The organism is Clostridium luticellarii (assembly GCF_002995845.1).
Lineage (GTDB): Bacteria > Bacillota > Clostridia > Clostridiales > Clostridiaceae > Clostridium_B > Clostridium_B luticellarii.
The window spans coordinates 1-13,980 of record NZ_PVXP01000031.1 but is presented as its reverse complement, the minus strand read 5'-3'; the positions used below and the strand labels follow the sequence as shown (position 1 = coordinate 13,980).

21 protein-coding genes are annotated in these 13,980 nt (G+C 34.5%); 6 read left to right on the top strand and 15 right to left on the bottom strand.

Going from position 1 to position 13,980, the window contains the following annotated elements; genetic code table 11:
* Window positions 1–124: 124 nt before the first annotated feature.
* Window positions 125–709: a nitroreductase family protein gene (locus CLLU_RS10870; RefSeq protein WP_106009809.1), complete on the bottom strand. Its 585-nt coding sequence runs from the start codon at window positions 707–709 to the stop codon at window positions 125–127.
* A gap of 164 nt (window positions 710–873) precedes the next feature.
* On the opposite strand from CLLU_RS10870, the gene CLLU_RS10865 reads away from it, so the two are divergent.
* Together CLLU_RS10865 and CLLU_RS10860 are read left to right on the top strand one after the other, a co-directional pair.
* Window positions 874–1,158, top strand: coding sequence for a DUF503 domain-containing protein (locus CLLU_RS10865; protein WP_106009808.1), 285 nt, complete (start codon window positions 874–876; stop codon window positions 1,156–1,158).
* A gap of 147 nt (window positions 1,159–1,305) precedes the next feature.
* On the top strand, window positions 1,306–2,007 hold the full coding sequence (locus CLLU_RS10860) for a YczE/YyaS/YitT family protein (RefSeq protein WP_106009807.1): 702 nt from the start codon (window positions 1,306–1,308) through the stop codon (window positions 2,005–2,007).
* A 4-nt stretch (window positions 2,008–2,011) separates the two neighbouring features.
* Here CLLU_RS10860 and CLLU_RS10855 read toward each other — a convergent pair whose 3' ends face one another.
* The 13 genes from CLLU_RS10855 to CLLU_RS10800 all read right to left on the bottom strand — a co-directional run bounded on the left by CLLU_RS10855 (window position 2,012) and on the right by CLLU_RS10800 (window position 8,076).
* Complete coding sequence (locus CLLU_RS10855) at window positions 2,012–2,734, bottom strand: serine/threonine protein kinase (RefSeq protein WP_242977566.1); 723 nt, start codon at window positions 2,732–2,734, stop codon at window positions 2,012–2,014.
* Window positions 2,718–2,963: a hypothetical protein gene (locus CLLU_RS10850; protein ID WP_158255916.1), complete on the bottom strand. Its 246-nt coding sequence runs from the start codon at window positions 2,961–2,963 to the stop codon at window positions 2,718–2,720. The genes CLLU_RS10855 and CLLU_RS10850 overlap by 17 nt, the downstream gene beginning before the upstream one ends.
* A 151-nt stretch (window positions 2,964–3,114) precedes the next feature.
* Complete coding sequence (locus CLLU_RS10845) at window positions 3,115–3,288, bottom strand: DUF6440 family protein (protein ID WP_106009804.1); 174 nt, start codon at window positions 3,286–3,288, stop codon at window positions 3,115–3,117.
* A 59-nt stretch (window positions 3,289–3,347) separates the two neighbouring features.
* Window positions 3,348–3,761, bottom strand: a complete 414-nt coding sequence (locus CLLU_RS10840; protein WP_106009803.1) for a hypothetical protein — start codon at window positions 3,759–3,761, stop codon at window positions 3,348–3,350.
* A 185-nt stretch (window positions 3,762–3,946) separates the two neighbouring features.
* Window positions 3,947–4,213, bottom strand: a complete 267-nt coding sequence (locus CLLU_RS19135; protein ID WP_273336346.1) for an MFS transporter — start codon at window positions 4,211–4,213, stop codon at window positions 3,947–3,949.
* A gap of 3 nt (window positions 4,214–4,216) precedes the next feature.
* Complete coding sequence (locus CLLU_RS10835) at window positions 4,217–5,191, bottom strand: MFS transporter (protein WP_242977562.1); 975 nt, start codon at window positions 5,189–5,191, stop codon at window positions 4,217–4,219.
* Between the two features lie 21 nt (window positions 5,192–5,212).
* Window positions 5,213–5,464 carry a hypothetical protein gene (locus CLLU_RS10830; RefSeq protein ID WP_106009802.1) on the bottom strand — a complete coding sequence of 84 codons (252 nt, stop codon included), beginning with the start codon at window positions 5,462–5,464 and terminating at the stop codon, window positions 5,213–5,215.
* A 12-nt stretch (window positions 5,465–5,476) separates the two neighbouring features.
* On the bottom strand, window positions 5,477–5,866 hold the full coding sequence (locus tag CLLU_RS10825; RefSeq protein ID WP_106009801.1) for an SHOCT-like domain-containing protein: 390 nt from the start codon (window positions 5,864–5,866) through the stop codon (window positions 5,477–5,479).
* 23 nt (window positions 5,867–5,889) lie between these two features.
* Entirely contained in the window at window positions 5,890–6,147 is a 258-nt protein-coding gene (locus tag CLLU_RS10820; protein ID WP_106009827.1) for a DUF2089 domain-containing protein, read from the bottom strand.
* Window positions 6,148–6,308: 161 nt separating this feature from the next.
* A complete protein-coding gene (locus tag CLLU_RS10815) occupies window positions 6,309–6,614 on the bottom strand; it encodes a LiaI-LiaF-like domain-containing protein (RefSeq protein WP_106009800.1) in 306 nt (101 codons plus the stop codon).
* A complete protein-coding gene (locus CLLU_RS10810) occupies window positions 6,607–7,131 on the bottom strand; it encodes a hypothetical protein (RefSeq protein WP_106009799.1) in 525 nt (174 codons plus the stop codon). The genes CLLU_RS10815 and CLLU_RS10810 overlap by 8 nt, the downstream gene beginning before the upstream one ends.
* Window positions 7,112–7,570: an anti-sigma factor gene (locus CLLU_RS10805; protein WP_242977560.1), complete on the bottom strand. Its 459-nt coding sequence runs from the start codon at window positions 7,568–7,570 to the stop codon at window positions 7,112–7,114. The genes CLLU_RS10810 and CLLU_RS10805 overlap by 20 nt, the downstream gene beginning before the upstream one ends.
* On the bottom strand, window positions 7,567–8,076 hold the full coding sequence (locus tag CLLU_RS10800; RefSeq protein ID WP_420536071.1) for an RNA polymerase sigma factor: 510 nt from the start codon (window positions 8,074–8,076) through the stop codon (window positions 7,567–7,569). The genes CLLU_RS10805 and CLLU_RS10800 overlap by 4 nt, the downstream gene beginning before the upstream one ends.
* A gap of 168 nt (window positions 8,077–8,244) precedes the next feature.
* Between CLLU_RS10800 and CLLU_RS18950 the strand changes: the two genes are divergently transcribed.
* The 4 genes from CLLU_RS18950 to CLLU_RS10780 all read left to right on the top strand — a co-directional run bounded on the left by CLLU_RS18950 (window position 8,245) and on the right by CLLU_RS10780 (window position 10,946).
* Entirely contained in the window at window positions 8,245–9,537 is a 1,293-nt protein-coding gene (locus CLLU_RS18950) for a hypothetical protein (protein ID WP_207655988.1), read from the top strand.
* A 235-nt stretch (window positions 9,538–9,772) separates the two neighbouring features.
* Entirely contained in the window at window positions 9,773–9,943 is a 171-nt protein-coding gene (locus tag CLLU_RS19530) for a hypothetical protein (RefSeq protein ID WP_420536212.1), read from the top strand.
* Between the two features lie 11 nt (window positions 9,944–9,954).
* Complete coding sequence (locus CLLU_RS10785; RefSeq protein ID WP_242977558.1) at window positions 9,955–10,488, top strand: bifunctional transcriptional activator/DNA repair enzyme AdaA; 534 nt, start codon at window positions 9,955–9,957, stop codon at window positions 10,486–10,488.
* Window positions 10,485–10,946, top strand: coding sequence for a methylated-DNA--[protein]-cysteine S-methyltransferase (locus CLLU_RS10780; protein ID WP_106009794.1), 462 nt, complete (start codon window positions 10,485–10,487; stop codon window positions 10,944–10,946). Before CLLU_RS10785 ends, CLLU_RS10780 begins: the two co-directional genes overlap by 4 nt.
* Before the next feature lie 188 nt (window positions 10,947–11,134).
* On the opposite strand, the gene CLLU_RS10775 is transcribed toward CLLU_RS10780, so the two are convergent.
* A complete protein-coding gene (locus CLLU_RS10775) occupies window positions 11,135–13,405 on the bottom strand; it encodes a bifunctional dihydroorotate dehydrogenase B NAD binding subunit/NADPH-dependent glutamate synthase (RefSeq protein ID WP_106009793.1) in 2,271 nt (756 codons plus the stop codon).
* Window positions 13,406–13,980 lie beyond the last annotated feature (575 nt).

Below are 13,980 nucleotides of genomic sequence, written 5' to 3'. Positions count from 1 at the left end.
TTCGCAATATAGCTTAAATCAAGAAATATGCAGCTTTTAAAAATGAATCTTCACCTGATTGTATTTTAACAGCTTTTACTGTTTTTTGTAGTTTTTTTGGAATTTGTAAATATCTATGGACATCTTATTTTATAATGGTCACTGTATTTTCTTTTATAACCTTTCCCCTGGATTTGGGTCCATCCTTATATCCTAGGCTCATGGAACCACAAACCCTATAATTATTAGGTATTCCCAGCTCTTCCAGCACTTTTCTCACATTTTCATCTTTATCAAACCAGGTTAGCTGATTTATCCAGCAGGCTCCAAGTCCCAGATAATTTGCCGCCAAAAGCATATTTTCCAGGGCACAGGCACTATCCGCCATGGCATTGCTGTAATTGGAATCATTTGATACTATTATAAGAGTTGGAGCATTATAATAAAAACTATATTCATCCTTTGCAGAAAGATTCTTTCCGGCTCTAATGCTTTTATAGGTATTTTCATCAATTTTCAATTTTTCAAAAGCCAGTTTTACATACTGGTTTAATTTAAGAAGTATATCCTGATTCTGAATAACTGTAAAATGCCAGGATTGAGAGTTTCCACCACTTGGTGCATGCCTCCCACATTCCAAAATTATATTCAGATTATCTTCATTTATCTGCTGTTTTGTATACCTTCTGGCACTCCTTCTGGATTTAATATTTTCAATTACATTTTCCATATGACCTTTCCTCCTAACACTATTTTTAGTTGCTTGTATCCATATATTATGATATAGCAGTAAAATAATCAACACTTTTACCCGAAAAATTATTATATTATCATTTAAAGTAACTCTTTATTGATATATAATAGGATTTATGATAAAAGAGGTGATGATAATCATTGAAAATTTTATTTATGAAAATTACATTGAGGGCATGCTGGGTTCATTCCTTAAAAGAAAAGAGAATGATTGTAAAAAGCATAATTCAAAAATTAAAAAATAAATTCAACATATCTGTATCAGAAATAGCCGATATGGATATCCACCAGAGAATAGTAATAGGCATCACAGGTGTATGTGCTAATTCATCCCAGGAGGATTCCACAATGGAAAACATCATAAACTTCGTGGAAAACAGTACTGATGCTGAGATAATTAATATTGAAAAAGAAGATCTTATGTAAAAATTATCTTCACAATCAACAGGCAGAAAGTCCATATTCATTTATATAATTTCCATGGGAGGAAATTTAAATGGATTAACATATTGACAATTCTCGATTGAGCTTCTAATATAAATTACATGATGGAAAGAGACGGTGAAATAAATTATGCGATATTACAAAAACATGTGCCTGAAGTTATTACCTAAAATGCCCTCTTTATTCTTGGGATTTTTTCTGTGTTCCATATCAATACTTCTTGCATTTTATTCAAATCTGGGAATGAGCCCCTGGGATGTTTTTCATATGGGTATAGTAAATCATTCCATTTTTTCTTTAGGACAGGTGACACAAATGGTGGGCTTTTGTATAATACTCTTATCAATCTTTCTAGGTGTAATTCCCGGAATTGGAAGTATATTTAACATGTTTTTTGTTGGAATTTTTGTAGATTTAATCAACAGTATCGGAATATTTAGGACACCAGAAAATATAGTCGAAAAAATACTGATGCTCATATTTTCTATTGTACTTATGGGAATCTCTACATATTTCTATTTACGGGTTGAACTGGGTGCTGGTCCCAGGGACGGACTTATGGAAGGGCTTGTAAGAAAATTAAACAAGCCAGTGTGGCTTATAAGAGGAACTATAGAAATTACAGTTTTGACAATAGGCTTCCTTTTAGGAGGTCCTGTTGGAATTGGTACTCTGGTATCGGCAATTGGAATCGGACCTTCAGTAGAATTTTCATTTAGACTAGGGAAATATGATTCTAAAAAAGCTCATCACATGAATTTGTTAGACTTATACAAAGACATCAACGGCACAGACGGTGTAGATACTATTGAATCCAGAAAATCTGTTTAGTTTGTTATTTGACATTGATTTCATTTAGAAAATCTCTTTTTATATCAAAAATACTTTTGTATTCATCACCCAGTGCCAATAATTTTTTCAGAAATTTGAGCTCAGAGGAGGTCAATTCCAGTTCTTCATACCAGGGTTTTGATTTTCTAAACTTTTTTGTGAAAGAAGAATAGTATAAATGCAGAAGCAAGTGTCCAATTCCTGAAAAGTCATCAGAAAATCTATATTTATTGCCATCTGCAAATCTTGCAAGTCCAAAATCCACAAGACAAACATTGTGTTCCTGAACAATAACATTGGGCACTCTTATATCCCTATGCACAATATTTCTTTCATGAAGATATGCTATTGTATTTATAATGTCAGCTCCTATCTTTTGAATTTCACGACGGGTAAATATATGCATATCTCCAAAAATCATCTCTTCCAGTGTTTTTCCATTTTTATACTCCATAACATATGCATATATATCAGAATTTTTTATAGTATCCACCATATAGGGAATTGCTGGATAATCAAGATATGAAAGTATTTTTTCTTCAAATATGGTCTTTTCCGTACTTTTTCTCATAATTTTAGGCTTAATCTGCTTTAAAACATATGAATTTCCTCCAGCCTCAACCAGATAGCATATTCCAAATCGTCCTTCTCCTAAAAATCTTGTAATTTTATACCCACCTATAGAAACTCCAGGTGGGTATATCTTCTTTTTAAAAAATGGAATCATGACCATGAACTCTTATACCTTTTTCTGCGCCATCTCTCATCAGAATAATGATTTTCCTGTGAATCTCTGGAATACCTACTGCTATATCTTTTTCTCGAATTGGAAAAAGATCCAAACATCTTAAATAATTTAGAAAAAAATCCTTCTCGTTTATAGTACTTGCTGCCTCTATGCGCATCTCTATAACGCCGTCTCTCCGATGATCTTGAAAATAATCCCATAACATCATCCTCCAAACTTTGTTTTTTATCAATAGGGTATGTTAATAATACCATAAGATTACCAATGTATCAAATTTCAGTAAAGATTTTAAAAACCTGACGGCTGTATACCTGATCCTGTATATTATATCTACAGCATATAAGCATAAATACCGTAAATTATTTATGCTTTTCTGCAACTGGCTTTCCTTCTGAATCCAACAATACAGTCAATCCACCGGCACTTCCATTGCTAACATATAAATAATTTATCCCAGTTTCCTTATCAACTACTATTTTATAACTTTCCATTACTCCTTGTGTATATACTGTTTCAAATCTTTTATTTTGCATAGCAATTAATTCACCACTTTCCAATTTAAATTTCTAGTCAAACAAAAAACGAACCACATTTACCCACATATTGATGAAATTTTTTCCTGATTGAATAATTTGCTGACTTCATTACATATCGAAATAAGTTTATCTGAATCCAGCAATTTTAAAATACTGCTGTCATAACTTTCAAGGGAGCAGAGATACTCATTAAATATCGGATCAAGAGATCTTATTTCGTCATCCAGAGATGAAGGAACATCAACAACCGTTTCTGCACTATCTACAAGATATCCATAAGTATGACCCATTGGCATTACACCATATAAATTGCAGAGAGCAACCAGATAAGATTCAAGAGCCATTGAGGCCACATTAAATATAACAACAGAATCCCAGCCTTCCCGCGAAAACTGCTCTGCCCTATGGTGAAAACCCTTAGCACTTTTATAATTCTTCTTAAAATCTTCCATATTTATTTTATTATCCATCATTACACACCCCTTTCCAAATAAATTTTCCAGTCATTTGAGCTATATTTTTTTAGATATAGCCATGCTACTCTATCACAAATATTCCATACTGTTTTTCTTGATTATATTGTATCCTCCGTTCATTGTCAATATTTTCTGAAGCATATCGCATACACAAGGCTAAATAAAAAATTCCACTATTTCTACGGTTCATAAACTTCCGGTACTGCCCTTTTCATGAACACCATCGTAACTACAAATACAATGGACATCACTATCATCAATATATAATAATATGGAAACCTGTCAAGTAGAATCCCATATATCAAGGATCCCAGCGGTATAGCTCCTTGTCCAAATACCCCAAGTATTGAAAAAAATCTGGAGCGCATTTCGTTTGGAACGATTTCCTGAAGATTTGTATTCAAGGGTGTGTTCAGTCCAGAATTAAAAAAGCCACCTAAAAATATTATTCACGTCAGCAGCATAAATAACCTCAGGCTATGCTCTCCCAGGTAATTTATAGTAACAGGAAATACAGCTGCTGGAAACATCATCAGAATTATGGTCTGAAGCACAAGAGAATTCTTCATTATAAGTTTTCTACTGAATTTGGCAAGGCAGGTACCTATTAATATATTCCCCAGGAGTATTCCAAGAGTGAAAAATGAAATGAGATATCCGTACTGCTGTGAAGTAAATCCTATTCCCCTCTTTACAACATAAGGAAGTACTATGTCAAAGAGAGGTGCCACCAGAAAATTTGTCACCAGGGCCAATGAGAACAATTGAAGGAGAGCTTTGTTCTTCTTTATAAAATAAAGTACCTCACTGTTTTCGGTAAAAAATGATTTCAAGGTAAATGTTTCAAGGTTCCTGTCTTCATTTACATAGGCTATGAGAGTACAGCATATGCCTGATATGATAAAAGATATTCCATTTAAATAAAATACCATTTTTATTCCAAAAATCCCATATATAATTCCTCCAAGAGCCGGCCCTATAATCATGGAAACCGCATCAATACCTCCCCAGGCAGCTATTCCCTTCATAAGTTTGTCTTCCTCCACAAGCTCTGGAAGAATCGCCGTAGAGGAAGCATTGAAAATGCTGTCCATAATTGAAATAAATACCTGCAGTGTAAACAAAAAAGCTATATTCAAACTCCCTCTCATGGCAAAATAGCCTAGAAATAATACAAAAATCCCTCTGACATAGTCAGATGACATCATCACGTTCTTTCTATTTTTCCTGTCACCTAGAATTCCTGCAAAAGCCAGTGCTATAATATTGGGAACCAGATTCACCGCTGAAAAAAGCCCCATCATTATCCCCGAATGAGTCACATCCAAAATATAAAGCGGCAGTGCTATCTGCTGTATTCCAGTACCCATGTAGGATATAAATCTTCCCAACATGTATAATTGAAAATTTTTTTTATACTTCATGCCCATCTCTCCCAATTCAATTTACAATTTTATCACAACTTCTGTCCCGTCCTTTGCCTTGACCTCAACAAGCTTTAGCCCTCTGTACTCTTTTAAAATTCCAACACATTTTGAAAGCTGTACAAAGTCAATTATATCCACGTATTTTCTCTCCTTCTCGGGAATGTACTTTCTTATAAAAGGCCTATTGAATAACAACAGCCCAAATCTCAGAAATATAAGCGGTATGGGAATTGTAAATTTCCTGTTTCCAGTTTTTATATATATTCTCATAAGCTGCACTTCCTATTCTATACTTACTTCTACTATATCCCCGTCTGCACTTTTTACATCCACTATTTTCCCTGAAAGTCCATTGTCTATTGCCTCCGAAATAAGATTCAAATCTATATTCTCCATTCCCTTTACACTGTCGCTTATGGGAATCTTCCCAACAGTTTTAAGCATTATCTTTATGAATTTCACCGGAAGCTTTACATTCACATTATCCCCCTCATGGGAATTCACCTTTATTTTCAGCATTTTATCCATAATATCATCACTGCGTTTTTCCTCTGAACTTTTCACAAGTTCCGTATTTTTATCCTTCAAGGACTCTATAAGCTCCTGGGCCTTGTCTGCGGTAATCTTTCCATCCTGTACCATCTTCAATATTTTTGATATTTCTTCATTCATATCTCTCATCCTCTCATTCATATCTATTCATTCATCATTTTTATAGCCTGATCTGCGGTTATTTCTCCCCTGTCCAACATATCCACTATTTTTTTCTTGTCAACTTTAGAACTTTGGGAGACATTGTATCCCAAAGCAGCTATTACCTCATCCAATTTTGATCTCACAGTAGGATAGGATATGCCAAGTTCCTTTTCTACATCTTTTATATTCCCTCTGTTCTTCAAGAATACCTCTATGAATTTAAGCTGATCCTTAGTAAGATATTCAAATTTAGACATTTCAAAATCAGCTGCAACCAATCCCACTAAAAAAAACCTTCTATGAAACTGGATTATGGATTTATCATAGAAGGCTTGAACTCTTATACAATTTGCAATTAATAAAGATTTTCGGGCAGGACCAAAAATCCTTTAGATCTAATATTTAAACTTTGATATTTCTAAAATGTACCTCTGAATTGAGGGTAATTCACAATGGCAAACTGAAGAGCCCCCATAACCATGGCAAAAATACAAAGTGCCATTACAATAACTATAGCTCCTGTATCATATCTTATTTTTTCTTCTTTATTTATCATATAAGCCGCAATGATCTCTATTCCAAGTGAAATCAAAATCAAAGGCCAGAAAGATATTATAAATTTGTAATCTACTATTTTAAATAAACTGTTTATCAAAAACATGGAACCAAATACAATGAGCATAATGCCTGATGTAAATGTGCCTACTCTCCTTACTCTAGTCATTTATATCCCCCTCTTTTTTCTTACCCATAATGAGCTTTACTCCAATTACAATTATAGCCATTCCTACAATTATCTGGGGAACAATCCCTGTAAAATTGCTTAAAATCCTATAAACACCCGAATCTATATATGGCTTGATAATATATCTGACATTGTCCCATATAAGATATATTCCCATGCAGACCAGGAGTATTCCAAAAAACAATCTCTGCTTTTTAAATAAATTTCTGTCCAGATTAATCAATTTGTCTATAGAAAACATATAATTATCTTCTAGAAGCTCAAATTCTTCATCTGGAAGGCTTTGTTTATTTATACAGTCGAAAAATGAATAGAACCATATTAATGGGAGAATAAACAGAAGTGGTCCTATATTGAGCCAGCTGGAGAGAAATATCACGGTAAAAAATGCCGCCATAAGTGACAATCCCATTTTCATAAATCCCATATACATATGTCCTGCGCCCGGTAGAAAAGAAAAAATTACAGCTAAAAAATTACTTTTTTTGGATTTCATTATTGAATCCCTCCATATCAATTATCTTATTAGTAAAATTTCCAAGTTTCATATTTATGGAATTGACTACTGTAAATTGAGGTGATTTTATTTTGAGTGTCCTCACTCCGGTACTTGCCATAAAATTAAGAGTACTGGAAAAAACAAATACAAGCGCTATACAAGCTGCCATTGATACCTTCAGTGAATAAAAGAAAAATTGTCTATTTTTTTCATGTCTTCTATTTATCTTGTCTTTTATCTCTTCCTGAAATCCGCCCGGTACCTTCAAAAAATCAACTTGTTCAAAGCTGTCTGTCAGCTTTTCTGCACATTCTTCACAACTTTCTATATGTTTTGATAGAATAACAAGTTCTATATCATTTAAATTTCCATCCCTGAATCTTTTCAAAGCTGAATTTTTTATATGTCCGCTACTGTTAAACAAATCATCACTCAAGTTACCGCCTCCTTCCATAAAATTTTGAGAAGTTTTTTTGCTCTATATAATCTTGTCCTAAGTGTCTTCAAATTCTCTCCTGTATCTTTTGCCATATCCGAGAGCTTTACGTCTCTGCAAAAATAATTTACCGCCACGGTTCTGTAAGGTTCTTTTAACCTGCTGCACAGTTCATAGATTTTTCTTTCACTGTAATTACTCAGTATATTTTCCTCAGGAGAATTTTTTGTATCTTCTATATATTTGTAGTCTTCACAAGTAAGATCCTCCACTTTCCTGGCAGGACTTTTAATATAGTCCCTGCATTTATTAACTGCAATTTTCGTAACCCATGCTTTAAAATTCCTGCCATCAAATTTATTTAACTTTTCATAGGCAGTTAAAAATGTCTGCTGTGCTATATCTTCTGCATCAAAATAATTTTTCGTAAAAGAAAAGCATATGGTAATGATTAAACGTTCATACTGTTTTATATATTTTTCAAATTGATCTTCTTGAATAATCATCACCACCTTTTTTATCCTTACAATAATACAACGATTTATAAATAAAAAACACTTCAACAATTTCAGATTTTATTATACCCTGCTTACTCAAAAATCGTATATATTGATATTCACCGAAATGAGGTATAAAATTTAAGTGATCGTAATAATTTTTAGGGGGATAAAGTTATGAATACTACTATGAAAATAAGTGCTGATAGATTATTGTTGTTGAAGAAATTATTTGAATTAGGAGATATAATTATTAATATTAATGAATCACAAATGCTTTTAAATGATGAATTAAAAAAACTGGAGCATAAAAGACAAAAATATGCTGGAGACAGAAATAAGTTTCTTCAAAGTAAGAATTGCTTTGTGAAAAACAATACTGCCTTAAATTTTATAAAAAGTGAGGACTTTAAAAGGTTGTGTATAGCTACGTATTGTAATTTACACAATAGCTTTTCGTATACGCTGTGCCACTACGAAAATCTTAACGGCATGTGGTGCGTTACATCAAATGCTCAGGAAACATTCGATGACAATAATAGTATTATGAACTATATTAGGAATTTGACCGGTAAATATGGCTTTGAGATTCTGGACCTTATCAATACCATAGGAAAAGAAAAATATGAACCTTTCGACTTGAATCATTTTATAATTGATGAATCCAGCAAGTCTTTACAAGAAAAAATTCAGAATTATTATAGATTACAGCTTTCTAATATGGTGGAAGATTATAACGAAGAAATGAAGATGCAAATTACATTTAGGCCAAGCGTTCCTCATGAAGCTTGTTCAGCTTATAGGAAAAAACAAGTAGACCTTGTGGAGGAAGTAAGTAAATTAAAAGATGAACTAAAAAATAAATTAGAGAAACTTATTTATGTAATACCAGGGCAATTCATTGAAGAAGAAACTTTGGCAAAAATACAATCTTACTACTTAATGAAATTCCAGGAAAGCGATGCTGGAAAAAGACTCAATAATGCTTTGGAGTTTAAAAAAAGTGAAGCCAATCAATATATTGATAATATCGAGAATTATATGAATATTATTGAATCAAAGAACACCTCTTTAGCTGATATGAAAAATAAAATTATAAGTAAGTATTGTACATTTCTACCATCAAAATACATTTTTAACGAATATGCATTAAGTTATTTTGTGAAATATATTTATTGTGAACAGGCGGATAATATTGAACAGTGCATAAATATTTTTGAACACAGGGAATTACACGAAGAGATACTTGAACAGACAATTTCTTTAGAACATGTTATTGATAATTTAAGGGATTCAGTAGTTAATCAATTATCAAAAGTAAACATGGAATTAGATACATTGGTAATGAATACAAGAGCAGTAAATGAGAATAATGATATTCAAAGATTATATCTAACAACTCTGGAGTTTAATCGGAAATGTGTCGATTTTATTAATAAGGTGAAAAATGAGTGGAATGCTGATTTTTAAATAACATATTGAATTATACTTTTCCTTAAATTGAATTTCCAAAATAGAGAAGAAAGTCACCGGGTGCCTATGCTATAATTGTAGAAATGGAGGTGATTTTTTGTATTTCGAATATGGCAGCGAGGAAATTGAATACTTAAAAAAACGCGACAAATTGCTTGACACAACAATTGATCGGATCGGACATATATACCATACAGTTGACGGCGACCTTGCCATTCATCGAGGAATGCGGATGCTGTATCATCATAAAAGCATCGGCAGAAAAAGGTTTGTGAAATACGCAAGGCGATATTCTACCTATGGAACGGTGGCAAGCCTGTATCTTTGGGCAATTGCCGGAGGTGCAATTCCTGAAATGCGAGATTATGCGTCAAAAAAGAAAAAGGAGGCGTCAAGAAAATGACACTGGAAGAAATGTGGAAAGCGGTATCCGAAAACAATGCATCCTATGACGGCATTTTTTTCTACGCAGTCAAGTCTACCGGAATTTATTGCCGTCCCTCTTGCAAATCCAAGACTCCAAAACGGGAAAATGTGTGCTTTTTTAATACAGCAGAACAAGCAAGAGCTGAGGGATTTCGCCCCTGCAAGCGCTGCAGAAGTGACCTGCTGGATTATAAACCTATAAAAGAAATTGCAGAAAAAGTAAAGCGGCGGCTGGGCGATTCTTTTCGAAAGAGCTGCAAGCTGAATCGGGAACTGCGGCAATTGGGCATATCCCAGCGCCGCATGGCTGAAATATTTAAGGGTGAGTACGGCATTACATTGTCCAAATATATGAGCAATCTTCGCTTGAAAGAAGCAAAACGGCTGCTTTCAGATACCAATGACGAGATTATCAACATTGCCTATTCTGTAGGCTTTGACCGACTGTCATCCTTTTATCGTTTTTTCAAAAATGGTACGGGATTGCCTCCCGCCGCATACAGGAAGGAATGTAGAAAATGATAGAATACGCATTTTATGATTTTGAATTTGGAATTTTAGAAATCGGATATACGAATACAGCAGTTGTTTTGTTGAAACCGGTGGAAAAAATCGACGCCGACAACAAACCTTCGGCACTTTCCGATCTAGCTTTTGAGCAGGTATGTGAATATCTCAAAGGACATCGTAAAACCTTCGACTTTCCATACGAACTCCATGGCACTGACTTTCAAAAAAAAGTGTGGGACGCCCTTCGCAGGATCCCATACGGAGAGACCCGCACATACAAAGAGATCGCAGGGGCGGTGGGCAATCCAAAAGCCAGCCGCGCAGTGGGTATGGCAAATAATAAAAATCCATTGATAATTGTGGTTCCGTGTCATCGGGTAATCGGAGCAAACGGAAATCTCGTCGGCTATGCAGGCGGCCTTGATATGAAGAAAGCTTTGTTGGAACTTGAACGAAAGGAGGTATGGTAGATGTTTTTAAAATAGTTAAATTCACTTTTGACACGTAAATTTTTTATTTCACCATAATCCCTATACAGCTCGAAATAATCTGCCCATATTTCTTTAAAGTCCTTTTGAGATGCATGGAAAATCATCATCATTTATTGTGAATTATAAAAAACTGTACCAGAATATTCCAGTACAGTTTTTTTGAATTATTACTTCAAGTATTCATCTATAGCCTTTGCTGCCTTTTTACCCGCCCCCATGGCAAGTATTACCGTTGCTGCTCCAGTCACTGCATCTCCACCAGCATATATACCCTCTCTGGTGGTAAGACCTGTATCTTCCTGCACCACCAGGCACCCGCGTTTATTCATTTCAAGTCCCTTTGTTGTAGAAGCTATAAGTGGATTAGGTGAAGTTCCCAGTGCCATAATCACTGTATCTACATCCAAATCAAATTCTGAACCCTCCATTTTGATAGGCCTTCTTCTGCCGGATTCATCTGGTTCACCTAATTTCATCTTTACACATTTCATTCCTTTAACCCATCCCCTTTTATCTCCCAATATTTCTACAGGATTAGTCAAGAGATTAAATTTTATTCCCTCTTCCTCAGCATGATGTACTTCTTCTGCCCTTGCCGGTAATTCTGAACTAGATCTTCTGTATACTATATATACTTCTGACCCAAGTCTAAGTGCTGTTCTTGCAGAATCCATGGCTACATTTCCTCCACCCACTACAGCAACTTTTTTACCAACCTTTATAGGTGTATCATAGTCCTTTTTAAATGCCTGCATAAGATTACTTCTTGTCAAAAACTCATTGGCCGAGAACACCCCATTCAAATTTTCTCCAGGTATTCCCATAAACCTCGGAAGTCCTGCTCCTGAACCTATAAATACTGCCCGGAAACCTTCCTTTTCTATGAGATCATCAATAGTGATAGTCCTGCCCACTATTGTATCCGTCTCTACTTTAACACCTAATTTCTTTACATTCTCCACTTCATGCTGCACTACCCTATCTTTCGGGAGCCTGAACTCAGGAATTCCATATACTAAAACCCCTCCAGCCTTATGTAAGGCTTCAAATATAGTAACATCGTACCCGAACTTTGCTAAATCTCCTGCACAGGTAAGCCCTGAAGGACCACTGCCTATTACAGCCACTTTTTTACCGTTTTTAGGTAAAGTTTCAGATAAATCAATGTTGTTCTCTCTGGACCAGTCTGCTACAAACCTTTCCAATTTCCCTATGGCTACAGCATCTCCCTTTTTCCCAAGTACACATTTCTCTTCACACTGAGTTTCCTGGGGGCATACTCTTCCACAGACCGCCGGAAGTGCACTGGATTCAGCTATTATCCTAGCAGCCTTTTCAAAATTTTTATTCTTAACCTGTTCTATAAACTTAGGTATGCTTATGGAAACAGGACATTGAGTTACACACATAGGTTTTTTACAGTTTAGGCATCTGGACGCTTCTTTTACAGCTTCTTCCTCAGTGTAGCCAAGACATACCTCATCAAAATTAGTGGCTCTCACTTTAGGATCCTGTTCCCTTATTGGGACTCTCTTCATCCTATTAAGTTTTTCCTCTGCTCTACGTTCACAGCCCTTTCTGTCGAATGTATCTCCCTCTTCTTTCTTCAATATCTTTTTTCCCTCTTCAGTCTTATACATAGCCTGCCTTCTCATAGCTTCATCAAAATTTACAAGATGGCCGTCAAATTCGGGTCCATCCACACAGGCAAATTTTACTTTTCCTCCTACAGTAACCCTGCAGGCTCCACACATTCCAGTACCATCTACCATTATAGGATTCAAACTCACTATAGTTTTAATCGCGTATTTTTTAGTAAGCTGTGCTATAAACTTCATCATTATCATTGGTCCTATAGCGACTACATAATTGTAGTCCTTAGTCTTCTTATCAATAAGCTCTTTCAGAAGATCTGTAACAAATCCTTTGTACCCATAACTTCCATCATCAGTAGCTATATAAAGGTTATCGCAAATCGGTTTCAGCTCTTCTTCAAAAAGTAGATAGTTTTTAGATTTACACCCCACTATGACATCTGCATCTATTCCGTGGCTATGAAGCCATTTTACCTGGGGATAAACCGGGGCAGTGCCAACTCCTCCTGCTACAAATATTATGTTCTTCTTTTTGAGTTCCTCCATACTTTCATTTACAAAATCAGAATGTTGTCCCAATGGCCCAACAAAATCTTCAAAATACTGGCCTACTTCGTATTCAGCCATCTTTTTAGTTGAATCCCCCAATGTCTGAAATACTATTGTAACTGTACCTTTTTCAGAATCATAGTCACATATAGTTAAAGGTATTCTTTCACCTTTTTCATCTATTTTTACTATAATAAATTGCCCAGGCAGACAGGATTTTGCAACTCTTGGTGCTTCTATATCTATTAAAAATATATTGGGTGCCAATTCTTCTTTTCGTACTATTTTATACATGTTATTCCACCAATCAAATGTAATCCAAATATACCGGATACAACTCTGATTCTGGCGGTTTCAACTCCCCTCTTGTTTGTATTTGTTTAGTCTATAATAATCCTTTATAGTTATATCATATAATTGCACAATCTATAAATTAGCAAAAAGATCACTAAATTCATGATCTCTCATAAGGCATGTCAAGCATGACAACTTCCAAATAACTATTTATTACATTATGCTCTGTTAAACCAAAAGCTCCAGATTTCTCACCTTTTGCCAAAGGAAGCAAATTAATCTCTTGTACTAGTTAATTATTATAATACAATTCATAGATAAAAAACTTCAACATAATATCTTAACCTTCTTTAATTTTTAATAGCACAAGAGATTAATTTATTTATTTTTATAATTTTTCAAAATATAAAAATATAAAAACAATCAAAATCAGAAATCAACTTTTTTACCTTCATATATATACTGGAATAATTTTTTCATCTCTTCTTCAGTTATTTTTGCAGGATTAGCTCCTGTACAAGCATCTTCCATGGCATTATGAGATATTCTATCCAAATTATCTTTGAAATCAGTCT